Below are 22038 nucleotides of genomic sequence, written 5' to 3'. Positions count from 1 at the left end.
CCGCGAGGGGGAGCTAATCCCAGAAAGTGTATCGTAGTCCGGATTGTAGTCTGCAACTCGACTACATGAAGTTGGAATCGCTAGTAATCGCGGATCAGCATGTCGCGGTGAATACGTTCCCGGGTCTTGTACACACCGCCGTCACACCATGGGAGCGGGTTTCACCAGAAGTAGGTAGCCTAACCGTAAGGAGGCGCTTACCACGGTGGGATTCGTGACTGGGGTGAAGTCGTAACAAGGTAGCCGTATCGGAAGGTGCGGCTGGATCACCTCCTTTCTAGAGTTTGTACGGACATTAAGCGTCCACACTTATCGGTGTGTTAGTTAAAAGAAGAACAGTTATAGGTAGAGCGCGGTGCGCGTGCGATAGAGGGTTTATCGTTGACTACTGAAGTACTGATCCAAAGCGGGTCTGTAGCTCAGTTGGTTAGAGCACCGTGTTGATAACGCGGGGGTCGTTGGTTCGAGCCCAACCAGACCCACCACAAGTTTATGGGGGCTTAGCTCAGCTGGGAGAGCACCTGCTTTGCAAGCAGGGGGTCATCGGTTCGATCCCGTTAGCCTCCACCATATTGTTTGATTCCCAGAGCGGGGGTTGAGCGTGGTGAAATATCAAAACCTAAGTCAGGTATTACGCAGGGTAAGACAGCGTGATGCGGCGCGATTTAGGTTTGATCTTTTTAAGATCATTGGCTGTTTGTTCTTTAACAATTTAGAAGAAGTAAAGATTCGTCCGCAGTGCGACAGCATTGTGGATGGGTATGATTGTATCAAATCAAAAAGTATTAAAAGAGTTCTCAAAGAGCATACGAGAGTATGCAACTGCGAAAACACTTTGGATACGGCAAACGCTAAAGTAATACTCATAAGTAATATCCTATAACCGGTTTTTAGACGTGAACGCGTCTAGAGGCTAACGTTATAGGGACAAGTGAATAAGTGCACATGGTGGATGCCTTGGCGATTACAGGCGATGAAGGACGTAGTAGCTTGCGATAAGCTGCGGGGAGCGAGCAAACACGCTTTGATCCGCAGATTTCCGAATGGGGAAACCCACCCTTTTAGGGTATTGCATACTGAATACATAGGTATGCAAGGCGAACGTGGCGAACTGAAACATCTAAGTAGCTACAGGAAAAGAAATCAACCGAGATTCCCAAAGTAGTGGCGAGCGAAATGGGAACAGCCTGCACGATTTAGCATCAGCGATAATGGAACACTCTGGAAATAGTGGCCATAGAGGGTGATAGCCCCTTACATGAAATCGGTGGTGTGGAACTAAGTGTGCGACAAGTAGGGCGGGACACGTGTAATCCTGTCTGAACATGGGGGGACCATCCTCCAAGGCTAAATACTCGTAATCGACCGATAGTGAACCAGTACCGTGAGGGAAAGGCGAAAAGAACCCCGGAAGGGGAGTGAAATAGATCCTGAAACCGTGTGCATACAAACAGTAGGAGCGGACTTGTTCCGTGACTGCGTACCTTTTGTATAATGGGTCAGCGACTTACATTCAGTGGCAAGCTTAACCGTATAGGGAAGGCGTAGAGAAATCGAGTCCGAATAGGGCGTTCAGTCGCTGGGTGTAGACCCGAAACCAAGTGATCTACTCATGGCCAGGATGAAGGTGCGGTAACACGCACTGGAGGTCCGAACCCACTAATGTTGAAAAATTAGGGGATGAGCTGTGGGTAGGGGTGAAAGGCTAAACAAACTTGGAAATAGCTGGTTCTCTCCGAAAACTATTTAGGTAGTGCCTCAAGTATCACCATCGGGGTAGAGCACTGTTATGGCTAGGGGGTCATTGCGACTTACCAACCCATTGCAAACTCCGAATACCGATGAGTGCGAGCTTGGGAGACAGACGCCGGGTGCTAACGTCCGACGTCAAGAGGGAAACAACCCAGACCGCCAGCTAAGGTCCCAAAGATTGGCTAAGTGGCAAACGAAGTGGGAAGGCTAAAACAGTCAGGAGGTTGGCTTAGAAGCAGCCATCCTTTAAAGAAAGCGTAATAGCTCACTGATCGAGTCGTCCTGCGCGGAAGATGTAACGGGGCTAAGCCAGTCACCGAAGCTGCGGATATCAATTTATTGATATGGTAGGAGAGCGTTCTGTAAGCCTGCGAAGGTGTCTTGTAAAGGATGCTGGAGGTATCAGAAGTGCGAATGCTGACATGAGTAGCGATAATGGGGGTGAAAAGCCTCCACGCCGTAAGCCCAAGGTTTCCTGTTCAACGTTCATCGGAGCAGGGTGAGTCGGCCCCTAAGGCGAGGCAGAGATGCGTAGCTGATGGGAAGCAGGTTAATATTCCTGCACCGTCGTGTGATGCGATGGGGGGACGGATCGCGGAAGGTTGTCCGACTGTTGGAATAGTCGGTTTTTGGCTCAGAGAAGGCTGTTAGGCAAATCCGGCAGCGTAATTCAAGGGGTTGAGACGAGTGAATTTATTCACGAAGCAATCGGAAGTGGTTCCAAGAAAAGCCTCTAAGCTTCAGTCACACGAGACCGTACCGCAAACCGACACAGGTGGGCGAGATGAGTATTCTAAGGCGCTTGAGAGAACTCGGGAGAAGGAACTCGGCAAATTTGTACCGTAACTTCGGGATAAGGTACGCCCCGGTAGCTTGACTGGCTTGCGCCAGAAGGGTGAAAGGGCTGCAATAAAAAGGTGGCTGCGACTGTTTAATAAAAACACAGCACTATGCAAACACGAAAGTGGACGTATATGGTGTGACTCCTGCCCGGTGCTGGAAGATTAAATGATGGGGTGCAAGCTCTTGATTGAAGTCCCAGTAAACGGCGGCCGTAACTATAACGGTCCTAAGGTAGCGAAATTCCTTGTCGGGTAAGTTCCGACCTGCACGAATGGAGTAACGATGGCCACACTGTCTCCTCCCGAGACTCAGCGAAGTTGAAATGTTTGTGATGATGCAATCTACCCGCGGCTAGACGGAAAGACCCCATGAACCTTTACTGTAGCTTTGCATTGAATTTTGAACCAATCTGTGTAGGATAGGTGGGAGGCTTTGAAGCGTGAACGCTAGTTTGCGTGGAGCCAACCTTGAAATACCACCCTGGTTTGTTTGAGATTCTAACCTTGGTCCGTTATCCGGATCGGGGACAGTGCATGGTAGGCAGTTTGACTGGGGCGGTCTCCTCCCAAAGTGTAACGGAGGAGTTCGAAGGTACGCTAGGTACGGTCGGACATCGTGCTGGTAGTGCAATGGCATAAGCGTGCTTAACTGCGAGACTGACAAGTCGAGCAGGTACGAAAGTAGGACATAGTGATCCGGTGGTTCTGTATGGAAGGGCCATCGCTCAACGGATAAAAGGTACTCTGGGGATAACAGGCTGATTCCTCCCAAGAGTTCATATCGACGGGGGAGTTTGGCACCTCGATGTCGGCTCATCACATCCTGGGGCTGTAGCCGGTCCCAAGGGTATGGCTGTTCGCCATTTAAAGTGGTACGTGAGCTGGGTTTAAAACGTCGTGAGACAGTTTGGTCCCTATCTGCCGTGGGCGTTGGAAATTTGAAGGGGGCTGCTCCTAGTACGAGAGGACCGGAGTGGACGAACCTCTGGTGTACCGGTTGTCACGCCAGTGGCATTGCCGGGTAGCTAAGTTCGGAAGAGATAACCGCTGAAAGCATCTAAGCGGGAAACTTGCCTTGAGATGATATTTCCCGGGAACTAGATTCCCCTAAAGGGTCGTTCGAGACCAGGACGTTGATAGGCTGGGTGTGGAAGCGTAGTAATACGTTAAGCTAACCAGTACTAATTGCCCGTGCGGCTTGTCCCTATAACCTTAGCAGGTTATATATAAGCTAATGAGATATGTGTTTGCCTGAAAAGTGCAATCATACCCAGTGTTGGGGTAACGAAACCCTCGTTACCCCAACACATGAAACAAAACTTTACTTCTTCTAGATTGCGTTGTGTGTTGCCCGATTGGGAACATATGACACTACAGTTTATGCCTGATGACCATAGCGAGTTGGTACCACCCCTTCCCATCCCGAACAGGACCGTGAAACGACTTTGCGCCGATGATAGTGCTGCAACCAGTGTGAAAGTAGGTCATCGTCAGGCTTTTATTAGAAAACCCTCCCAGAGAAATCTGGGAGGGTTTTTGCTTTGGGCAATCGAAATCGAATCGAAATCGGATCGGAGAAAAACACACACCTACTGCATGTATTGAGCCATTTATTTAGCCAATCGATATTTCCGGTACAACCATTCCTCATATAATCCGCCGTCACACATCAGCCAATCAGCATCCAACAAAATATCAAGCATCAAAATGACTATCCCAAAGTAAGCGTGCGCTCAAAACCGTCTATACCTAATCCTCAAATGTCCGCATGATTGCGTTGGAGGGTACAAATCGATTGTGCCCACAACTTCAAATTATGGACACAAATATTGAGTCGGTTACTCCCTCTAAGCGCAGTGGTTATCGGCAACATTCGATTGATTTCAAACGCATGGTGGTCGAACAATCCTTGATGGCTGGGGCCTCGGTGTCGCGGGTGGCGCGGGCCCACGATGTGAATGCGAACCAGGTATTTACCTGGCGTAAATTGTTTCGTGCAGGAGCCTATGAGATTGCCTCAGGCAAGTCCGTCAAATTGCTGCCAGTAGTTCTTGGCGACCCTCGGCAACCATCCCCTGCCAAGCCAGTCTTCACCACGGCCGTTACACCGACCGGCGTGATGGTCCTGGAAATAGGTAAGGCGCGACTTCGAGTCGAGGGCGTGGTGGATCCGTCTATGCTTTCCATGGTGCTGGCCCGGTTGCTGGCATGATCGGTTTGCCAGCAGGAACGCGGATCTGGATCGCAGCAGGCGTGACCGATATGCGTTGCGGTTTTAATGGGTTGGCAGCCAAGGTGCAAACGGCATTGGCCGATGACCCGTTTAGCGGTCACGTCTTCGTGTTTCGTGGCCGACGTGGCGATATTTTGAAGATCTTGTGGTGGACCGGCGACGGGCTGTGTCTGCTGGCCAAACGGCTGGAACGCGGCCGCTTCATCTGGCCGCAGGCAAGCGAAGGCGCGGTTTGTCTGTCGCAAGCGCAACTGTCAATGTTGCTGGAAGGGATCGATTGGCGACGTCCCGAGCGCACGCAACGGCCCCTGTCAGGCTTGTAAACATCGACGTCATTCGGTAAACTACGGGCATGTCAACGCCGCCCCACCTTCCCGACGATATCAGCGCTTTAAAAGCGATGATTACCGATCGTGATGCGGTCATTGCGTTGCACGGGGAAACGGTGGCGCAGCTACAGGACGCACTGTCCTCACATCGCATCGAAATCGAACACCTCAAGCTCTTCATCGCCAAACTCAAACGGCTGCAGTTCGGCCGCAAATCCGAGAAGCTGGACCGGCAAATTGAACAACTCGAATTACGGTTAGAAGATTTGCAGACAGAAGAAAGTGACGTTGCCAGCGCTGCCCCGGCAACGAAGCCAGTGCGTCCGAAGATACCACGCAAACCGCTACCGCCCCATTTGCCCCGGGACGAGAAGATCTATACGCCAGAGCATGCCGCCTGCCCCGATTGCGGTGGCGATTTGCGTCATCTCGGCAGTGACGTTGCCGAGCAACTTGAATTCGTCCCGGCCAGCTTTCGGGTCATCCGGCATGTGCGTCCCAAACTCGCTTGCACCTGCTGCGACTGCATCGTCCAGGCGCCGGCACCCAGCCGTCCGATTGCACGCGGTCTGGCGGGGCCCGGATTACTCGCCCATATTCTGGTGAGCAAGTTCGCTGATCATCTTCCGCTCTACCGGCAATCGGTCATCTATGCCCGGGAAGGTGTGGAACTGGATCGGGGATTATTGGCAGACTGGGTCGGTGCTGCCAGCAGCCTGCTGCGACCGCTGGTCGATGCGGTACGCCGTCATGTGATGGCAACGACCAAATTACATGCCGACGACACCCCGATCCCGGTACTGGCACCCGGCAATGGCAAGACCAAAACAGCCAGACTGTGGACGTATGTCCGCGACGACCGGCCATCGGGATCAACCGATGCCCCGGCAGTCTGGTTCGCTTACACGCCGGACCGCAAAGGTATCCATCCTCAGACCCATCTGGCGAAATTCGCCGGCGTTCTGCAGGCCGATGCGTATGCCGGATTCAACGCGATTTATGCAACCGGTCGTGTACAGGAGGCTGCGTGCTGGGCGCACGCGCGACGCAAATTCTTCGACTTGCATGCAGCACGGGCCTCGCCAATCACCACTGAAGCCTTGCGCCGCATCGGCGCATTGTATGAGATCGAAGCAAGCATACGTGGCAAACCGCCACAGGTAAGACAGGCAGTGCGCCAGGCGCAGTCGCGCCCGCTCATTGATGCGTTGGAAAGCTGGCTGCGGGCAAGTTTGTTGACGCTGTCGCGCAAATCCGATACTACTGCGGCGATCCTGTACGCCCTCAATTTATGGCCAGCATTAACCCGCTATTGCGACGATGGCAGCATCGAGATCGATAATTCGGCCGCCGAACGCGCATTGCGCGGTATCGCCATTGGACGACGTAATTATCTGTTTGCAGGCTCCGACAATGGCGGCGAACGTGCCGCCGCTATCTACTCGCTCATTGGGACGGCTAAACTCAATGGCGTCGATCCGGCAGCATGGTTGCGCTACGTCCTGACGCATATTGCCGATCATCCCGTCAATCAAATTGATGACTTCCTGCCTTGGAATCTGGCATCTAGGCTGGCGATCATATCTGCGCCAAAGCAATAGCCGCTGAAATGCGGGGCTGTCAATACGGCCTTTGAACGACGCTTACATAACCAGCAGCGCCATCACCACAACAGCGCCAAGGTACGCAAATTCTTCGACTTGCATGCAGCACGGGCCTCGCCAATCACCACCGAAGCCTTGCGCCGCATCGGCGCATTGTATGAGATCGAAGCAAGCATACGCGGCAAACCGCCGCAGATAAGGCTGGTAGTGCGCCAGGCGCAATCGCGCCCGCTTATTGATGCGTTGGAAAACTGGCTGCGGGCAAGCTTGTTGTTGACGCTGTCGCGCAAATCCGATACTACTGCGGCGATCCTGTACACCCTCAATTTATGGCCAGCATTAACCTGCTATTGCGACGATGGGCAGCATCGAGATCGATAATTCGGCCGCCGAACGCGCATTGCGCGGTATCACCATTGGACGACGTAATTATCTGTTTGCAGGCTCCGACAATGGCGGCGAACGTGCCGCCGCTATCTACTCGCTCATTGGGACGGCTAAACTCAATGGCGTCGATCCGGCAGCATGGTTGCGCTACGTGCTCACGCATATTGCCGATCACCCCGTCAATCAAATTGATGACTTCCTGCCTTGGAATCTGGCATCTGGGCTGGCGATCATATCTGCGCCAAAGCAATAGCCGCTGAAACGCGGGGCTGTCAATACGGCCTTTGAACGACGCTTACCTTGAACCATTCCACACCGAATGAAAGTAGGCAACGCACATGTAGGCAGTGGAGAGTGCGTATGTAATAAACAATATTTATGCTGGAGTAAAAGTGCTAAGCCGAAAAGCACTTTCTCTATAGAAAATTCAAAAATTAAATGTATTTTTTTGTAAAATTGAATCTGTTTTAATCGAATTGCGATACGCTAGATACATCTTATTAGCGGTTAATTTTAAAGGAAGTCATATATGAAAAAAATAGCACTTATTTTGGGATTGAGCATTGTTTGTCTCGGTGCTCAGGCTGCAGATTGGCAGATTGTCGGTCAAAGTGATGTCTCTAGTTTGAAGTTAGATAGAGATTCCATCAAAGAGATAAATGGCGTGCGTCAAGTATGGTCAATGTGGAATTTCCAACAACCTCGAAAAAATGAAGGCGACCCTACGTTTCCTACATTCAAATCCTATCAAGATTTGACAGAATATAATTGCACGAACAAAACTACGCGTTTAACAAAAGAAATTTTATTTGTTGAAAATGATGGGTTAGGCGATAAGCGTGATCATTCAGATGCGCTTAAAAACAGTAAATTTGTAACGCCAGTAAAGGGCTCTTTAGCTGACGGAATCATGACAAATTTTGTTTGCAACCAAACACTTGGCGGTAAATGATCTTAGTCGGAAAATTGGTTTTAGTGTAGAGATTCGACTGTGCTCAATCCTTAACACTTTATAAGTGATTAGGCGTTTTTTTGAAACTGAATATCTAATTGGTCCCGCCAACAGGAATCGGACCTGTATCTAGCGCTTAGGAGGCACTCGTTCTATCCATTGAACTATGGCGAGGGAAGGAAATCCAAGGGATGGAATAAGCGTTTGATTTTAAAGAAAAAATTCAATAAATTCAATGGCTTATAAGAATATTCTGTCCCTTGATTCGTCATTCCGATTGATGCAAGTAAACCCGATTTAACGTTCGTCCTGCTACATATTTGCTACAATCCGCACCCTGAAATAAAGGGGTGTATGGCATCTATATTAGCGGTGGGAAAACGTTGGCGCGGGCAAGTTCGCATCAAGGGCAAGAGTATAGCAAAAACTTTCAGAACTAAGGCAGAAGCTGAGAAATGGGCGCGAATTATACAGATTGAGATGGAATCTGGTAATCCGGCTACCTTAAAACTAAGCGTCGAAGCGCTCATTGACAGCTATCGCACTGTGCGTGAAAAATCCGGGCGCGGAGTTTCTCCTAAATCAAACGAACATTATTTGCTGAGGCGCCTGATTGAGAAATTGGGCGGTAAAACTGCGGCTGGATTATCTACGCAGGACATTGTTGGTTATGCCCAAAATCGGCGTACGCTCGATGGCGTTGGCGGTTATACCGTTGACATGGAGCTATCCAAACTCGGCACGGTTCTGCGTCACATGGCTGGCATGCTGGATGCCAATATCCCGGACGCGGTTGCAAAAGCGCGGCCAATGTTGAAGCATTTACATCTGGTGGAGGCGGGTAAAAAACGTGAGCGGCGTCCTACTGTGGAGGAGTTGACGTCCCTCTTTGCCTGGTTCGTCAATAATCCGCAATACACGCTGCCAATGAAGGACGTGATTACGGTTTTATTGCGCTCTGGCTTTCGGCGGGGCGAGTTGTTTAGGCTGACCTGGGCCGATCTGAATGAGGATGCGCGGATGGTGATGGTGCGTGATCGTAAGCATCCGCGGATGAAAATCGGTAATGACGAGTGGGTGCCGTTGATTGCCGATGCGTATGACGTTGTGATGCGCCAGCCGCGCAATGATGCGCGTATTTTTCCGTATGAAGCAGGGACGGCCAGCAAGTATTTTAAATGGGCGTGTGATGCGTCGAAAATCGTGGATTTACATTTACACGATTTGCGGCACGAGGCGGCTAGCGCGTTGTTCGAGGCGGGCTGGGAGATCCCGGAGGTCGCCGCGGTGACCGGTCATAAGGATTGGCGCAACTTAAAACGCTATACCAACCTTAAGCCGGAGGATATCGCAGAAAAGGGAAGGGTGATTATCTTCCCGAAGAAACTGGCCTAGTCGGCAGGCCTTGGATTTTCCTAATTCTCTTGCGTACTAACTCTCTTGCGTAATCAGATGCTGGTTATCCAAATATTCCGAGACCGCCTGATAGCTAGCAAAACGTCGCCCACCTTCAATGTACGTTTTTATCGGAAAAGCCCGAGCGCTTATTTGGTTGCGGAGGGTGCCTTCTTTAATGTCGAGCAGTTTCGCTAATTGCGGCAAATTTAATCGTATGCCAAAGTTATCCAAAATATATGCTTGTGTTAATAGCGCCATAGTTTCACCTCATTCATGTTTTTAATTAATCCTACGTAATAGATGTAAAGCGGTTCATGCTTTCGTTTCTCCACCGGCGCGGGAATACGCTCAATGTGCAGATTGTTAAACCACATTGGGAAGCCTCCATTTTTGTAAATGTGCCACTGGCCGGGAAGCGGAAATGCCGCTTTTCTTGTCGTCGGCCGCGTCAGGGGTATCACGATGCTCCTGGGTCATGACTGTTCCAAAATTCCCCAAATGCCACCGCCTGAATTCCTTGACCGCTTCGACCGAATCGTTTTCAAAATGCATCGTCGAAGGCGGCCCGAGTACTTCTGAACTGAGGAGGGCCGAGACAGGCACTGCGCGGAACAGACCCGGCCAGGGATGATCAAGTTCTATCCAGGCATTTAGCTCACCGTTACCTACATCCCGGCGCAGCGCATTGACATAGCCAATCTGAATGCCTTCGTCAGTATCAAAGGACACGCGGTCCCCAATTTTTGTCGTCATGTTTTGGGATGTCCTAATATTTTCATAGATCGCTTTCGCTTATAAAATGTGTGGATTGCCGCTTATCCATCGCTAGCTCCCCACAACATGCCCGCCGTCAGCACGCAGAGGACGGTCACCGACAACGTCGCGCTGATGAAGGCGCTGAACGGTACTTTTGATTGATCGAGTACCCATTTAAAAATGTTAGCGCCACCCCAAAACGCAAAAATAAAGAACAGCAAGAGGCAGATTTGCACCAGCAATTTCATCGCTATTTCCTTTCATCAAAAATGCGGGGGAAGGGGCAAGCATTGAGTGCCGCCCACGCGTCAATCAGCGCATTTTTGGCATCAAGGGGAAAGCAATTCGCATCAGGAATCATCCAGTCCGGCTGCTTTTCTGGCGGTGCCACTTCGGGGACCGTACAGTTATTTACACGAGTCCGAGGAAGGTCAACTGCCGCCCCGCCACGTGCCGATGCGTCTGCCTTCACCGGCGTCCATGTATGTCGCACCGACTTAAACACCACCCCAAACAAGGCCGCACAATGCACACCGTAAGGTGTAGATTTAATCGTCTCGCCATACCGGCCGATAAAGGTTTTGATATCCTTGGCCAGCGTGATGATCAGGTTTTTACGCGGCACGAGCGGGCCACCTTGCGCACGCAGATACTCGGCAAAGTCGGCGCGCTTTTCGCCTTCGATCTTTTGCGCAGCATTCCATGCGCGGCGCATCGGCTCTGGCGCTTCGTTCACCATTTCTTCTTTGATACGACGTAACTCGCGCCAGACCGTTACCGGTGCGCCGCCCCATTGCTGAAACTGGCGGATGCCCCAGCACGCAGCCCATGCTTCGATGCGCATTGATGGCACCAGCTCAACGCCGCCGATGCAGTCTGGGGCCAGGACATAACCGTCTTTGGTTTTATGGTCGCCGACGTGCGCGCCATCGATATTTTTGGCGACATATTTAGCGATGTAAGCGGCGGCGCTGCCCTTGCTCCAGTCGATCCGTTCGACTTTCAGACGCCGTGCAAACGCGCCCGGTTCGCCACGCTCAGCGCGCCATGCATAGCGTTTCATCAAGCGGATGACACGACTGGCCACGTCTTTCACATGCAGCGTTTTATAGTCAGGGGTAGAGCGCACAAACATCAGTAAATGCCAGTGCGGTGTGCCGTCGTGATGCGGTTCTACAATCCTAAATCCATACAGACCAATGCCGCGCCGGTCCAGCGCGGCACGCAACTGCGCCGTCACTTTCTTTAGATAATCATTCGCTTCTCGTGGCGTAGCGCCGCTGTATTTCGGATTCGGTTTGCCGCAATGCAAAGTGGCGTGGAAATGGGACGGACAAGTCCAGGTAATGAATAGGCCTTCATCGCCAAGTTCTTTGGCGATGGTTTCGAAGCCGCTGATGCGCAACATTAATTCTCCTCGTCGGATGGGTTTATTGGCCGTGCTGGTCCCGGCCAGTTCGGCCAGCGTGTATTGCTGGCCTAGCTCGTTTTCAAGTTTCTGGTTTTCTAGCGCCAATGCATTGCGCCGATTTTGGGCAAGTCTTGCGATGACCGTATCATGGCTGGCGTAGGCTTCGCCGCGATAGTGGACGTAGCCGAGTCGGATATTGCCCGCCTCAAAAGCGCGCCCGATGCGCTTACGCAATTGACCGCGCCACCAATGCGGATTGACGGCGCGTCCGATCACATCTTTGAGTTCTTCAAACTCCGGTGGATCGATGCCGTATTCAGCACATTCGCAAATGATGATCTGCTGTGCGTGGCGGTCCGAAGTCGCGCCCCAGAGAGCACAGGAAACATGCGCCGCCGCTTTCTTTGCCGTGGCAACAATATCCGCATCGTGCTGCGATAAATCTACGCCGGCCGGAACATACCGTTCAGCAAAATCCCGCACGAAATCGGTCGCCAGTGATTCGTAAATTTTGTGCCACGATGACCACGCCATTTTATCCAGCGTCTGGTTGATAACGCGCTTGCGCCATTTGTAAGGAAGGCGTGCCAACTCCGGTGCAAATCGGTCCGATTGTAAGAAGGTCAGATGTCGCTGTCGGCTGGGTAAAACGATGCGTTTAGACTGCATGCAAAACCCGTTCAAACATCCCGACCGAGGCCACCACTGCCGCCTTGATCGCAGCCCGTTCCGACGCCGAAAACGAATGAATCGGACTATCCCAGCGCGTCATCGGCAAGCCTGCCACGTATAAGACGTAACGTCGTGCATGTTCGGGCGTCGCGCCCCACGATTGGGCTGTCAGGCGCTGAATCTGCGGCGCATCATTGCGTAGCTTAATTAACCGCCGCGCCGCCAGCAATTTCACCTGCGCGGTGTCTGCCGGCGTCAGCGTTCCGGCCGCCAATTCCCACCCGGCGATGATCTGACTGGCAGGCGTAAATGACAGATGGTTATCGATCAACGATGCGCCCATTACCAGTCCCCCGCCATGCCGCCAAGTTGACCAATAAATACGGCGATCTGCTCATCCAGAACCGCCCCCACCGTGGCTGTATGGCTGGCGCTAATCAAATGCGTGCGCGCCAGAAACCAGTTGCGGAGGTTCAGCTTGCCGATCAACAAGGCGTAAGGTGTGTTGGCGATCATCGGCTTAATCTCCCACCCAACCAAGCGCCACCGCAAACGCTGGTGCAAACATCACAAAGCCACACAAAAGACCCGAACAAAAAATATCGAGATAGGTCTTCATACTTAAATCACACCTGCAATGTGGCTATTCAGTAGTGACTTGCGCATATACTTTTGCGCGTATCCGATCATGTCAGGTCGTGATACGCCTTTTAAAACAACCGAAGGAACTTTATGAAAACAGCCCTTATCCCCGCCCAGGAAATCGGAAAACTGGATGCCGAAATTCTCAATAAGCTCGAACTGCACACCTTCGAAATGCGTGCCGTTACAAGAGAGAAAATGATCATCGGTATCCGTAATGAGCAACGCGAGATTTACCGTGTCATTGGCGTCACTGGACTGGGACTCTTTCTTAATACAATCACTCAACTGGTCAGTCTGAATCTGGTCGATGAACTTGAAGCTGCGACCGACCCAAAGAATGGTTTTGACGCCATCTTTAGCCCACACTAAAGGTATTTTCTTCGCGTCGTCTTGACCTTGATGTGCCGTATTAATAATATTTTTCATCATGTTTTCCTTATTTCAGGGTGAGCAAATCCCGCATGCCTGATGTCAGGCATTGCCGGGACCAACGTAAGAGGGGAAACGCGCTAGCGAAGAGTTATGGCGGCGCGAGAATGTGGTGTGCGGTCATATCAGTTCAATCGTTCTTGAATAACGCCAACTGATTAGCGCAAGCGTTGCGGACGTGCTGCGACAAATGAATCCGCACCTCCGGGTTAGGGATGGCAGACATCGACAACGTGCGCAGCACTTCCAGACTGGCGACAAAACTATGACCGCAATCCGGGTTCTGGCACATATAGGTGATCTCTTTCATCAGGGTAGACATCGTGCGGCTTTTGGCAGCGCGCACGCGGCATTGGCAATGGGGGCAAGGGATGCTGATTACGCGCATGGTGGCGCGTCCGGATCAATCAGCGGTTTAACCACGTATAACGCACGTTTTTTGTTCGTCATCACTTTTACTTGCTTGCGTATGCGTGCCTTCAATACCAGCGTCAGCGCTTGCTCCAGGCTATCCAGCCCATGCTGCAGGCGAATCGCTTCAAGTTGCGCCAATTGCGTATCGGTGTATTCCGCAGGGAATGCGTAGTCGGCCATTTTCGTCAGACTTTCGTGGTCTTCTGTTAAGCGGACTTTTTATCTACGATGGCATGGTCGTGGTTGCCAAACAGATCTGCCAGTTCTTGCATCACAAGTTGCCGTACCAAGGCTGACGGATGTTCGCCCTGATAGTTAGCCAGCGCGACAATGACGTCGTGCTCGTATTTATCAAGACGAACGGTCAGGCGGTTAGTACGGATGCGATTGATATCGGGATACATAGGTGCGTCCTGTCGAAATTTTTGATGAAATAAAATCAAAGTTGGGATGGATGATTTACATCAGTTTTTTTCTTTAATAAAAGCCAATTTGAACTGTCCATAAAGGAGGACCCAAAAAGCAGCACGACATAACTGGTGGGCAGTGATCAACCTGCTTCGCCAATCTTTTTTATGACATTGAAAGTATAAATTTTCATGATTTCTATCAGAATATATGTGCAACCTAATACCGAACTATCGTTTAAGGAAGTGCTGGACGCGTCCGACATTAGCTACAATGAAATACACATTTTTTCTAATCGCTTCTCCACCCCTATTCTCGAAATCATCGGTAAAGTTAATGATGGTATGCCTTGGTCCAGCATCGAAAGAGTGCTAATCGCTTGGCTCTCCCACGTTTCAAATCGTCGCGTTACTGTGACGAGAGAAAAGCCGGATGGGCAATACGAAAAAATTGACGCTACTGGCTATTCGGCAAAACAAATAAATCACATGCTCCGTGATGGTGATGAAATTCAATTAACCGAAGATAAAGCTAAAGCCCAGGCGCGCACGCAGCGATCCTTGTGACACCAATGCAGGTTGTTTTTCTTTAACATTTTTTGACTTGTTGCGATGCTGCTATTTTGGGGCCAGCACTTCGGGCACACCATCCCAACATATAAAATCCGGCAGTCAAAAAATGACCAAACCAGACCATCGCAAAAGTCATAAGGAGAGAGATACACAAATTAAATCTGGCGAAGTTCTTGCTGCAGCGTGGAATTTTGGCGAGCTCTTCCGGGACAAATAGCACTGCGATAAAGGCCGCTGATATGAACCACAGCCAAAACAATAATAAGTTGCCCGCTACATTGATATTCTGCAATTTCCACGCATACAGTAAGGCGATGCATATTGAAGAAGAGGTTATGGCAAAGAGCCACCGACGCACTTGATTGATCGCAATGTCAGTGCGCTGAAGATTTGTTTGCATAGCTGAACCTTAAGGTTATGGATTTGAAGCAAGTTCACGCTTGTAATCGGCCAGGCCGCGCAGAATCATGCGTCGAAGGAAAGAGGCGCGGGACAGGAATTCATCAGAGGCACATTTCTCTATGGCGGCCTGTTCCTCTGGTGTTAAACGAATGCCGAGAGATTGGGCGAGAATGTTTTTGGGAGCGCGTCGTACTTTGGTAAGTCTTTTCATAATGGTATGCTCTGTATTCGCTAGGGATGGCGCAAATATAGCTCCTATTTGAGAGCATGTAAAGAAATAAGTGTGCACAAATGAGATCAGTCGGCGAAATATTAAAAGAAGAGCGTCAAAGGTTAGGCATGAATCAAGACGATTTTGCCGCAGTAGCCGGGTTAAAGCGGCGCGCTCAAACGCTTTATGAGCAAAATGAACGAGCACCGGACGCGCTTTATTTACGAGCGCTGGCGACTATTGGAGTTGATGTGCAGTACATTCTCACCGGAGAGAAAGCGGCATCAGCAATCACGAAGGACGAGAAAGAATTGCTGTCTGGGTATCGTTCCCTAGACATTCGCGGTAAATCTAATATGCTCGGCATGCTTGATGTAATGGGTGCAGCCGCGACAGCGCCAACAGTGACTACATCCACCGTTACCCGACATAACATTGGCAGCGTCCAATTTCACGGAGAAGTTGGTGGTGTCAGTAACGGCGATCAGCACACAGCCGGGGACTTAAACGTTCGCGTCGTCAGTAAAAAAAAGAAAAAAGACATTCGAGAATAATCTCCCCGCAACAACCGGAAAAGTCATCGCACTTCAAGGATATATCCGACAAATTGTATTGGGAGATATCCACCAATCAGTGAATGTCAGCAGGCGATTAGTCGCGTTTGCCCTAGCTGTTGTTTGTGTCTGCGTATGCGTATGGCTATCGCTTTGCTCTGCACCAGACATAAGTGCTTCAACGCTCAAACTGGTTCGCTTGACCTGCATGGTGGACGATAAAATTTACTCAGTAGGCAGCGCAAGAAAAATGCCATCAGGCGAAGTCCTGGAGTGCCTGAATTCAGGTAGCAACGGGGGGGCGCATTGGCATGAGATTGAAAGATCACGTCTACGCTAAGGTCGATTTTTATGAAAATCCATACCTGGCATTTATGGCAGCGTCCACCAGACTGTTGTATGGTGGATTTAAAACGCAATATGGCATGAACAATCACTGGCAAGCCGGTCACTTTCATTACCATTTGCATGCTTAAACAGGAAAAAAGGCCCAGACCGCTTTAGCAGTCTGGGCCTTACCCAATATATCCACGTTTAGTTTGGCTTGCCCTTGCCCTTGCCACCATCCAAAGTAAGCTTCACGTCATGGGTCGCATGTTTAAATGCTTTCAGATTTCGGGTCGCAAACAATTGAGTGATGCCTGGGGCGCTGCATGGTTTGATGCGGCCGTCATACACGTAGCGTCGGAACGTGCCGATCGATACTTCAAGATAGTCGGCTGCCTCTTGCGCTGTAAATTCGTCGTTGTCGAGATGCCAGAATACTTGCTGATCTTGTAGATTCTGGTACGCGTGTTGGTCACGGAACGCGTTAATGGCTAGCAGAGAGAAAAAACGCACGCGTTCTTCCATAGGCATGGCTTGAAGGGCTTGGAAAAGCTGTTCGGCTGTTACTGTATTCATATCCCTACACTTCCTTGAGATACTGATTGAATGGCCGTCTTTATTGAGATTGCATGTTTCTATATTGGTTCAAAATAGGTGCCAATTACCAATGCAACTCATGTTTTTTTAGGGCATAAGCTTATGAGTGCGTGTGTTTCATCTCTATTTATTGAATAAATTCCCTCTTACATCTCGGTGAAATAGATTGCCTGCATAGGCGTAATTGCCGATTCCGCCGCCCCGATGAGGGCAGAGGGGAGATGTGACGATGTTATAAATCGATGTTAGCGGTAGCAAGTTGATGCGGTAAACGCGGGGCAGGACGGGGCAGATTCGTTTGAAAAAGTGTCTGCCGGGGTCGGCGCTACGGTTGCTAGTGTTGTGATTAGGGGCGATACAAAAAGTAAAAAGGCCGCTAATGCAAAGAAATGGAGAGACGCCCAAGACGCTGAAGTGTGTTTTGTCGCCGAGCTGGGGGAATGTCAGATTAACGCCAACGCGATCATGAAACGCGACGACCAATAGGGCCGCAACACCTCGCAAGGCTTGAATTGCCTGAATATTTTTTGGTCCGGATGGCAATGGGATTCCCTTTAAGTGCAAAGCATGGCCAAGCCACTTGTTAAAATCCAATTGCACTTACTCGGAAATGTGAGTGGATTGTAACCTAATCTGTTGTCGTTACGTAAGTTACGTAACATCCGTAACATACGTAACGTTTTGGCATCGTCAGAGGTTATCGCTGTTCTCTCGAATAATCTCCCGCACAACCTTAATGTCATGCCATTCCCCGTTAACCGCACGCTGTGCACTTTGCCTGCTGGCATAGACGCGGGGGTTGCTTTTGAGATGGCGATTGCTTCCGGCCTGTACCTGACCTGATTTGTTGGTCGTTTTATCCCGCCAGACTGCCTTTACGCCGGTGATGTTTTCATCAGGGTCTTTTTCTATCTCGCGTTCGGCCTCTTCTTGCGCCATTTTCATTTCGAGTTCGATCTGTTGGGTGTACCCGCTGCTGCTGATGCTGCTGCCGATTTTGACGATAAGCCATTCGGTGGCATCAATCTGCGATTTAAAGCCGGTGGTAATGATTGGGGAGTGTGCGATCAGGCGGGGATCGCCCAGCGCGAGATGCAATTCAAAGGTGGATACGCCGCGTTGAATGCGCTGCCATTCTGCGATGGCGGATGTACGTGCATCAGCTTCGTTGGCGAAAGTGGTTTTTAAAGACTTGCTGTTCCCCGCGATGCCGACGATGACGCTGCGGCGACGGGCATATCGCTGGTCATACCAGAACGCCCGCACGCCGCTGTAACTATCCCGCTCGGCGCTGTGATAGCGATGATTGTCGCCCAGACTGCGGAGGATCTGGACCACTGGCAGCGCTTTGCCGGTAACGTTGCGGTTTTGATTGATCGGCACAAACAGTAATGTGTCGTTTTTTACAGTGGTGATGGCGTCGTATTTTTTACCCAGACGCCGCAGAAAGGCGGCATCGCTTTCGCGGGTCTGGTCGATATGCCTGACGGCGACATTGCGCAAGGCGTCGGCGATCCCGGCTTTGAGTTCTTGTCGAAAGGCGATGACTTCAATGATTGCGCCCAGCGTGGTGTCGTGGAAGCTGTGTTCTTCTAATTGCCGAAAGGTGTCGATCAGGTTGGCAGTGCGGGCGCGCAGCGTGATGGTATCCGGTGCGCCGGAATGTTCGACTTCATCGACGGTAAAGCTGCCTTTATCGACCAGACCGATGTCGTTGCCGATACCGCGCCAGCCAATGTGCAGATGGATTTTGGCACCTCTGGACGGGATCGCGAGTTTGCCGTCGGTATCGTCCAGTACGAGATCGAGCTGGTCGGCTGCATCGCTGCGGCATTCGGTCAGGTTGAGGCTGATCAGGCGTGGACGCAGGATAGCGGTCAGGTCGCGCTCATCGAGCGTCACGCGGAAATCGGGAATGCGGGACGTCATAATTGTTTGCCGATGCCACCGACAGCATTGCCCACGATGTTGCCGACCGCACCGGTGACGGTCTTGCCGATCCCTTCCAGACTGAGCATGTTTTTGATGCTGCCCAGATTGCCCAATCCGCCCAGCATGCTTAATACGGATTCATCGGTGCGTGTCAAGCTGATAGAGAATTCCACCCGGCCCGCATCGCCATTACGTGCTAGCAGGCTGCGGCCTTCGGTCATGCCGGTGATGACGAATGCGCCGTAAATCCGGCCGGTGCCCTGTATTAATATCCACGATTTGCCGGTATCGGCCATCAGGCGCACCGCGTCGAGCGAATACAACGAGCCGGTCAGTTCCGGCGCGATCCAGCCGGACAGCGTGATGGTGTCGTCGCCCTTGCCGGTGTATTGCCAGGCGTCACGCGCGCCGACACGGGCGTTGCTGACGTGCTTCCAGGCGGTCTGGCGCTGCAACTCCTGATACGCCAGCGTGGGCAGGCTAAATACGAACATGCCGAGGCACATCATCATGGCAATGCTCCTTAAAGTTTAGTAGTCATGCAGGCTGGAACGCAGGCGCGCGGCCTTTTTACGATCACGTTGTTCCAGCGCGTTGGCAACTGATCGCGCGATGGCGTTTTCATCCATGCCGGGGGGTGCCTGAATGGTGATCTGGTTGGTGTCGCCGTGCACGACCATGCCGCTGCCGGCTGCACGCGGTGCTAATGGCGGGTGGACATTGAACGCCATCGCGGGCATGGTCGCTGCACCGATGGCGATCCCGGCACGCAATTGGGAGAGGCGCTTTGCCATGTCGCTGGCTGGATTAATCGGCGCACGCTTATTGCGTTGCAGTCCGATGGTGCGGCCTTGTCCGTGGTTAGCGCCGTATCCGGCAAACTGACGGCTTGGGCTGTTGATGCTGTCTTTTTCTGTAGCGGCTTTGGGGAGGATCCTGGCGATGCCGGTGGCGATAGAATCTAGCAAAGGGAATTTGTTGCGCAGGCCTTTGATCAGTCCTGAAATGATGTTGCCGCCAAACTCTGTAAATTTATCTGGCATCTCCACCCCGAAATAGCGCATGACTGCGGCAAAGGCGGTATAGAACAGTCCGATTGGCGACCAGTTGAGGATCAGCGCACCGACTCCCGCAATCCCGCCACTGAACGCGGTTTTGACGTCATCCCACAGCCCTTTGCAAATTGCTTTGATCTTGTCCCATACGATCTCAAAGATGGCGGTGACCTTATCCCAGAGATCACTAAAAAACTGTTTGATCGGCTCCCAGTTTTTATAAATCAGATAGGCGGCGATGGCGAGTAATGCAATGGCGATAAATAGGGGGTTTCTCAGCAGCAATTTTCCAACAAAAGAGAACGCTTTACCAATATTTTTGATTGCGCGGACGACGCCACCGCCCTTAATGCCGAGTATCCCGAACGCCACTTTGACAACGGCGAGAGGCACGGCAATGGTCGCCAGTGCCAACGCCAGCATGCCGACGACCGCCAGAACGACGCCGATGATAAGGGCAATTTTGAGCAGCGTGGCGGTCAGTTCAGGATTGTTTTGCATCCACTTGCTGGTGTTGCGGATGATTTCCGTGATTTCCTTGGTGACCTTGCGTAACGGGCTATCCATGGAATCCGATGCGGTAATACCCAGATCTTCCCAAGAGGATTTCAGCGTTTGCAAGTCGCCCGCTAAATTTTCGGCCATAACGGCTGCCGTTTTTTTTTGCGATGCCTTTGGCGTTTTCGATGATGGCAACGTATTTGTTGATCCCTTCGGCGCCTTGCTTTTCGATCAGTGCGGCCATTCCGGCGGCGGGTTCTTCACCGAATATTTGTTTGATGAAATCAAGCCGCTGGCCGCTGCCCATGTTTTTGGTGGCAGTGGCGACATCGCGCAACAGGCTGGGAATATCGCGCACATTGCCCTGCATATCGCGGGCATTGATGCCGAGTTCTTTGAGGGCCGCACCAGCCCTGGAAGTGGGCGCAGCCAGCCGCAGGATCATCGACCGTAATGTGGTCCCGGCCTGACTGCTTTTAATCCCGGCGTTGCCCAATAGACCCGCCATAGCCGAGGCCTGTTCTAACGACATGCCCGCCGCTGTTGCCACCGGGCCGACATATTTCATCGTGTCGCCCAGCATTTCCAGATTGGTGTTGGCGGTCGTAAAGGTCATTGTCAGCACATCGCCGACCCGGGTCATCTGATCGGCTTGCAGACCGAAACTGGTCAGGATATCCGACGAGATATCGGCGGTGCGCGCCAGGTCACTGTCACCCGCTTTTGCCACCGATAAGATGGTTGGCATGGCGTGCAGAATCTCTTTGGGCCTGAAGCCTGCCATCGCCAGATAGCCTTGCCCTTGTGCGGCTTCGGTGGCGGTGTAACTGGACGACGCGCCCAGATCGCGCGATTGCTGACGCAACCCTTTGAAGTCACCGGACCGTTGATCGAGGCCGGTCAATGCCTGCACACGGGACATGGCGGCGTTGAAGTCGATGCCGGGCGTGAGCATTCTTTTAGCGCCCATTAACAGGCCGCCGCCTAACGCGCCACTGGTTACGCCGACGGTAGCCGCCTTGCCTGCAAATTGGCGGGTTTTGTCAAACCGGGCGCGCACTTTTGCCATGCGTTCCTGCTGGTGGGCGACGGCGGTCAGTTGCCGTTTTTGTTCTTCCATTCTGGCGGTGGTGGCAGCGATCTCGGTGCGCAACTGGCGTTGATGCTGCGCGAAATTAGCACTGCTTTTGCCTGCATTGGTGATCGCGCCACGGAGTGCGCCGGTCTGAACCCCGGCTTTTGCCATCTCGTCGCGCAGGCCTTGCAGTTTGATCCGGTCCTGATGGCATTGTTCTTTGAGTTTTTTGGCGGCTGTTTGGGCGCTCTCGAAACTTCTTGTCATTTCTTTGGTGGGGTTCACCACCGCTTTAAGTTCTTTCGCCAAATCATTCACTTTGATTTGCGCGGTCTTTAATTTGTCTGACGTGGCGATTAGTCCGGCATGCAATTCACGGAACTTGCCGGTTGCGCCTTGCTGTTTGTTCAGTTCTTTTAGTCTGTCGTGGGTTGCTTTCAGTGCCTTGGACGTGGGCGTGGCTGCGCCCCGGATTTTTTTGAGCGGACCGGTAACTTTGTCCAGCGCTGTCAGGATGACTTGTAGTCTCAGGTCCGCCATTTTTACTCCGCTTATTCTTTCGTTTATGGCTCTACTTATT

General features: G+C 51.6%; 24 protein-coding genes, 3 tRNA genes, 3 rRNA genes and 1 pseudogene. 14 read left to right on the top strand and 17 right to left on the bottom strand.

What is annotated here, in order from left to right:
* The 10 genes and pseudogenes from C7W93_RS23040 to C7W93_RS22995 form a co-directional block, all read left to right on the top strand.
* Positions 1-277, top strand: a 16S ribosomal RNA gene (locus C7W93_RS23040); the annotation flags it as partial.
* A 131-nt stretch (positions 278-408) separates the two neighbouring features.
* Positions 409-485, top strand: a tRNA-Ile gene (locus C7W93_RS23035).
* A gap of 9 nt (positions 486-494) precedes the next feature.
* A tRNA-Ala gene (locus C7W93_RS23030) sits at positions 495-570 on the top strand.
* Between the two features lie 355 nt (positions 571-925).
* A 23S ribosomal RNA gene (locus tag C7W93_RS23025) occupies positions 926-3800 on the top strand.
* Between the two features lie 177 nt (positions 3801-3977).
* Positions 3978-4090, top strand: a 5S ribosomal RNA gene (gene rrf, locus C7W93_RS23020).
* A gap of 320 nt (positions 4091-4410) precedes the next feature.
* Positions 4411-4806, top strand: coding sequence for a transposase (locus C7W93_RS23015; protein WP_161539841.1), 396 nt, complete (start codon positions 4411-4413; stop codon positions 4804-4806).
* Positions 4803-5150, top strand: a complete 348-nt coding sequence (gene tnpB, locus C7W93_RS23010; RefSeq protein ID WP_108438191.1) for an IS66 family insertion sequence element accessory protein TnpB — start codon at positions 4803-4805, stop codon at positions 5148-5150. The genes C7W93_RS23015 and tnpB overlap by 4 nt, the downstream gene beginning before the upstream one ends.
* 29 nt (positions 5151-5179) lie before the next feature.
* Positions 5180-6757, top strand: coding sequence for an IS66 family transposase (locus C7W93_RS23005; protein ID WP_108438190.1), 1578 nt, complete (start codon positions 5180-5182; stop codon positions 6755-6757).
* An 84-nt stretch (positions 6758-6841) separates the two neighbouring features.
* A pseudogene (locus C7W93_RS23000) lies at positions 6842-7400 on the top strand (transposase); the annotation flags it as partial.
* Positions 7401-7676: 276 nt separating this feature from the next.
* Positions 7677-8099: a surface-adhesin E family protein gene (locus C7W93_RS22995; protein ID WP_108442654.1), complete on the top strand. Its 423-nt coding sequence runs from the start codon at positions 7677-7679 to the stop codon at positions 8097-8099.
* A gap of 99 nt (positions 8100-8198) precedes the next feature.
* Here the strand turns inward: C7W93_RS22995 and C7W93_RS22990 are convergent.
* Positions 8199-8273: transfer RNA gene (locus C7W93_RS22990), tRNA-Arg, on the bottom strand.
* Positions 8274-8453: 180 nt separating this feature from the next.
* Here C7W93_RS22990 and C7W93_RS22985 point away from each other — a divergent pair.
* Complete coding sequence (locus tag C7W93_RS22985; RefSeq protein WP_108442653.1) at positions 8454-9494, top strand: site-specific integrase; 1041 nt, start codon at positions 8454-8456, stop codon at positions 9492-9494.
* A gap of 36 nt (positions 9495-9530) precedes the next feature.
* Here C7W93_RS22985 and C7W93_RS22980 read toward each other — a convergent pair whose 3' ends face one another.
* From C7W93_RS22980 to C7W93_RS22940, 10 genes are all read right to left on the bottom strand, one after another.
* Positions 9531-9755, bottom strand: coding sequence for a hypothetical protein (locus C7W93_RS22980; protein WP_108442652.1), 225 nt, complete (start codon positions 9753-9755; stop codon positions 9531-9533).
* Between the two features lie 105 nt (positions 9756-9860).
* Positions 9861-10250 carry a hypothetical protein gene (locus C7W93_RS22975; RefSeq protein ID WP_108442651.1) on the bottom strand — a complete coding sequence of 130 codons (390 nt, stop codon included), beginning with the start codon at positions 10248-10250 and terminating at the stop codon, positions 9861-9863.
* Between the two features lie 62 nt (positions 10251-10312).
* Positions 10313-10501, bottom strand: coding sequence for a hypothetical protein (locus C7W93_RS22970; RefSeq protein WP_108442650.1), 189 nt, complete (start codon positions 10499-10501; stop codon positions 10313-10315).
* A gap of 2 nt (positions 10502-10503) precedes the next feature.
* Positions 10504-12333 carry a replication endonuclease gene (locus C7W93_RS22965; protein WP_108442649.1) on the bottom strand — a complete coding sequence of 610 codons (1830 nt, stop codon included), beginning with the start codon at positions 12331-12333 and terminating at the stop codon, positions 10504-10506.
* Positions 12323-12679, bottom strand: coding sequence for a hypothetical protein (locus C7W93_RS22960; protein WP_108442648.1), 357 nt, complete (start codon positions 12677-12679; stop codon positions 12323-12325). The genes C7W93_RS22965 and C7W93_RS22960 overlap by 11 nt, the downstream gene beginning before the upstream one ends.
* Entirely contained in the window at positions 12679-12852 is a 174-nt protein-coding gene (locus C7W93_RS24715; RefSeq protein WP_161539979.1) for a hypothetical protein, read from the bottom strand. The genes C7W93_RS22960 and C7W93_RS24715 overlap by 1 nt, the downstream gene beginning before the upstream one ends.
* Before the next feature lie 105 nt (positions 12853-12957).
* Complete coding sequence (locus C7W93_RS22955; protein WP_146177604.1) at positions 12958-13410, bottom strand: hypothetical protein; 453 nt, start codon at positions 13408-13410, stop codon at positions 12958-12960.
* Positions 13411-13540: 130 nt separating this feature from the next.
* Complete coding sequence (locus C7W93_RS22950) at positions 13541-13798, bottom strand: ogr/Delta-like zinc finger family protein (protein ID WP_108442646.1); 258 nt, start codon at positions 13796-13798, stop codon at positions 13541-13543.
* Positions 13789-14004: a hypothetical protein gene (locus C7W93_RS22945; protein WP_108442645.1), complete on the bottom strand. Its 216-nt coding sequence runs from the start codon at positions 14002-14004 to the stop codon at positions 13789-13791. The genes C7W93_RS22950 and C7W93_RS22945 overlap by 10 nt, the downstream gene beginning before the upstream one ends.
* A 26-nt stretch (positions 14005-14030) precedes the next feature.
* Positions 14031-14228 (bottom strand): hypothetical protein, encoded by a 198-nt coding sequence (locus tag C7W93_RS22940; protein WP_108442644.1) that lies wholly within the window; start codon positions 14226-14228, stop codon positions 14031-14033.
* 216 nt (positions 14229-14444) lie between these two features.
* Here C7W93_RS22940 and C7W93_RS22935 point away from each other — a divergent pair, with 216 nt between their 5' ends.
* Complete coding sequence (locus C7W93_RS22935; RefSeq protein ID WP_146177603.1) at positions 14445-14798, top strand: hypothetical protein; 354 nt, start codon at positions 14445-14447, stop codon at positions 14796-14798.
* A 421-nt stretch (positions 14799-15219) separates the two neighbouring features.
* Here the strand turns inward: C7W93_RS22935 and C7W93_RS24530 are convergent, their stop codons facing one another.
* Positions 15220-15417, bottom strand: coding sequence for a hypothetical protein (locus tag C7W93_RS24530; RefSeq protein WP_146177602.1), 198 nt, complete (start codon positions 15415-15417; stop codon positions 15220-15222).
* Positions 15418-15497: 80 nt separating this feature from the next.
* Between C7W93_RS24530 and C7W93_RS22925 the strand changes: the two genes are divergently transcribed.
* Both C7W93_RS22925 and C7W93_RS24710 read left to right on the top strand, forming a co-directional pair.
* Positions 15498-15971: a helix-turn-helix domain-containing protein gene (locus C7W93_RS22925; RefSeq protein ID WP_108442641.1), complete on the top strand. Its 474-nt coding sequence runs from the start codon at positions 15498-15500 to the stop codon at positions 15969-15971.
* A 311-nt stretch (positions 15972-16282) separates the two neighbouring features.
* Positions 16283-16447: a hypothetical protein gene (locus C7W93_RS24710; RefSeq protein ID WP_161539977.1), complete on the top strand. Its 165-nt coding sequence runs from the start codon at positions 16283-16285 to the stop codon at positions 16445-16447.
* 58 nt (positions 16448-16505) lie between these two features.
* Here C7W93_RS24710 and C7W93_RS22920 read toward each other — a convergent pair whose 3' ends face one another.
* The 5 genes from C7W93_RS22920 to C7W93_RS25350 form a co-directional block, all read right to left on the bottom strand.
* Positions 16506-16874: a helix-turn-helix domain-containing protein gene (locus tag C7W93_RS22920; RefSeq protein ID WP_108442640.1), complete on the bottom strand. Its 369-nt coding sequence runs from the start codon at positions 16872-16874 to the stop codon at positions 16506-16508.
* 711 nt (positions 16875-17585) lie between these two features.
* Positions 17586-18824, bottom strand: a complete 1239-nt coding sequence (locus tag C7W93_RS22910; RefSeq protein ID WP_108442638.1) for a contractile injection system protein, VgrG/Pvc8 family — start codon at positions 18822-18824, stop codon at positions 17586-17588.
* Positions 18821-19339, bottom strand: a complete 519-nt coding sequence (locus C7W93_RS22905; RefSeq protein ID WP_108442637.1) for a phage tail protein — start codon at positions 19337-19339, stop codon at positions 18821-18823. The genes C7W93_RS22910 and C7W93_RS22905 overlap by 4 nt, the downstream gene beginning before the upstream one ends.
* An 18-nt stretch (positions 19340-19357) precedes the next feature.
* Positions 19358-20527, bottom strand: coding sequence for a phage tail tape measure protein (locus C7W93_RS25355; RefSeq protein ID WP_108442636.1), 1170 nt, complete (start codon positions 20525-20527; stop codon positions 19358-19360).
* A complete protein-coding gene (locus tag C7W93_RS25350) occupies positions 20442-21998 on the bottom strand; it encodes a phage tail tape measure protein (protein WP_108442635.1) in 1557 nt (518 codons plus the stop codon). The genes C7W93_RS25355 and C7W93_RS25350 overlap by 86 nt, the downstream gene beginning before the upstream one ends.
* Positions 21999-22038: the final 40 nt, after the last annotated feature.

The sequence above is a fragment of the Glaciimonas sp. PCH181 genome, assembly GCF_003056055.1.
GTDB lineage: Bacteria > Pseudomonadota > Gammaproteobacteria > Burkholderiales > Burkholderiaceae_D > Glaciimonas.
Note: the sequence above shows the minus strand (reverse complement) of the source record. Positions and strands in the feature narration are given on the sequence as shown.

What these genes read in the sequence shown, in the direction of transcription:
- C7W93_RS23005 (WP_108438190.1), top strand. Translation starts at nt 5,180, where the DNA reads ATGTCAACGCCGCCCCACCTTCCCGACGATATCAGCGCTTTAAAAGCG.
- C7W93_RS22910 (WP_108442638.1), bottom strand. Translation starts at nt 18,824, where the DNA reads ATGACGTCCCGCATTCCCGATTTCCGCGTGACGCTCGATGAGCGCGAC.
- tnpB (WP_108438191.1), top strand. Translation starts at nt 4,803, where the DNA reads ATGATCGGTTTGCCAGCAGGAACGCGGATCTGGATCGCAGCAGGCGTG.
- C7W93_RS22995 (WP_108442654.1), top strand. Translation starts at nt 7,677, where the DNA reads ATGAAAAAAATAGCACTTATTTTGGGATTGAGCATTGTTTGTCTCGGT.
- C7W93_RS22905 (WP_108442637.1), bottom strand. Translation starts at nt 19,339, where the DNA reads ATGATGATGTGCCTCGGCATGTTCGTATTTAGCCTGCCCACGCTGGCG.
- C7W93_RS25355 (WP_108442636.1), bottom strand. Translation starts at nt 20,527, where the DNA reads ATGGCCGAAAATTTAGCGGGCGACTTGCAAACGCTGAAATCCTCTTGG.
- C7W93_RS24715 (WP_161539979.1), bottom strand. Translation starts at nt 12,852, where the DNA reads ATGATCGCCAACACACCTTACGCCTTGTTGATCGGCAAGCTGAACCTC.
- C7W93_RS22950 (WP_108442646.1), bottom strand. Translation starts at nt 13,798, where the DNA reads ATGCGCGTAATCAGCATCCCTTGCCCCCATTGCCAATGCCGCGTGCGC.
- C7W93_RS22925 (WP_108442641.1), top strand. Translation starts at nt 15,498, where the DNA reads ATGAGATCAGTCGGCGAAATATTAAAAGAAGAGCGTCAAAGGTTAGGC.
- C7W93_RS22940 (WP_108442644.1), bottom strand. Translation starts at nt 14,228, where the DNA reads ATGTATCCCGATATCAATCGCATCCGTACTAACCGCCTGACCGTTCGT.
- C7W93_RS22960 (WP_108442648.1), bottom strand. Translation starts at nt 12,679, where the DNA reads ATGGGCGCATCGTTGATCGATAACCATCTGTCATTTACGCCTGCCAGT.
- C7W93_RS22970 (WP_108442650.1), bottom strand. Translation starts at nt 10,501, where the DNA reads ATGAAATTGCTGGTGCAAATCTGCCTCTTGCTGTTCTTTATTTTTGCG.
- C7W93_RS23015 (WP_161539841.1), top strand. Translation starts at nt 4,411, where the DNA reads ATGGACACAAATATTGAGTCGGTTACTCCCTCTAAGCGCAGTGGTTAT.
- C7W93_RS22965 (WP_108442649.1), bottom strand. Translation starts at nt 12,333, where the DNA reads ATGCAGTCTAAACGCATCGTTTTACCCAGCCGACAGCGACATCTGACC.
- C7W93_RS24710 (WP_161539977.1), top strand. Translation starts at nt 16,283, where the DNA reads ATGAGATTGAAAGATCACGTCTACGCTAAGGTCGATTTTTATGAAAAT.
- C7W93_RS25350 (WP_108442635.1), bottom strand. Translation starts at nt 21,998, where the DNA reads ATGGCGGACCTGAGACTACAAGTCATCCTGACAGCGCTGGACAAAGTT.
- C7W93_RS22980 (WP_108442652.1), bottom strand. Translation starts at nt 9,755, where the DNA reads ATGGCGCTATTAACACAAGCATATATTTTGGATAACTTTGGCATACGA.
- C7W93_RS24530 (WP_146177602.1), bottom strand. Translation starts at nt 15,417, where the DNA reads ATGAAAAGACTTACCAAAGTACGACGCGCTCCCAAAAACATTCTCGCC.
- C7W93_RS22945 (WP_108442645.1), bottom strand. Translation starts at nt 14,004, where the DNA reads ATGGCCGACTACGCATTCCCTGCGGAATACACCGATACGCAATTGGCG.
- C7W93_RS22975 (WP_108442651.1), bottom strand. Translation starts at nt 10,250, where the DNA reads ATGACGACAAAAATTGGGGACCGCGTGTCCTTTGATACTGACGAAGGC.
- C7W93_RS22985 (WP_108442653.1), top strand. Translation starts at nt 8,454, where the DNA reads ATGGCATCTATATTAGCGGTGGGAAAACGTTGGCGCGGGCAAGTTCGC.
- C7W93_RS22920 (WP_108442640.1), bottom strand. Translation starts at nt 16,874, where the DNA reads ATGAATACAGTAACAGCCGAACAGCTTTTCCAAGCCCTTCAAGCCATG.
- C7W93_RS22955 (WP_146177604.1), bottom strand. Translation starts at nt 13,410, where the DNA reads ATGATGAAAAATATTATTAATACGGCACATCAAGGTCAAGACGACGCG.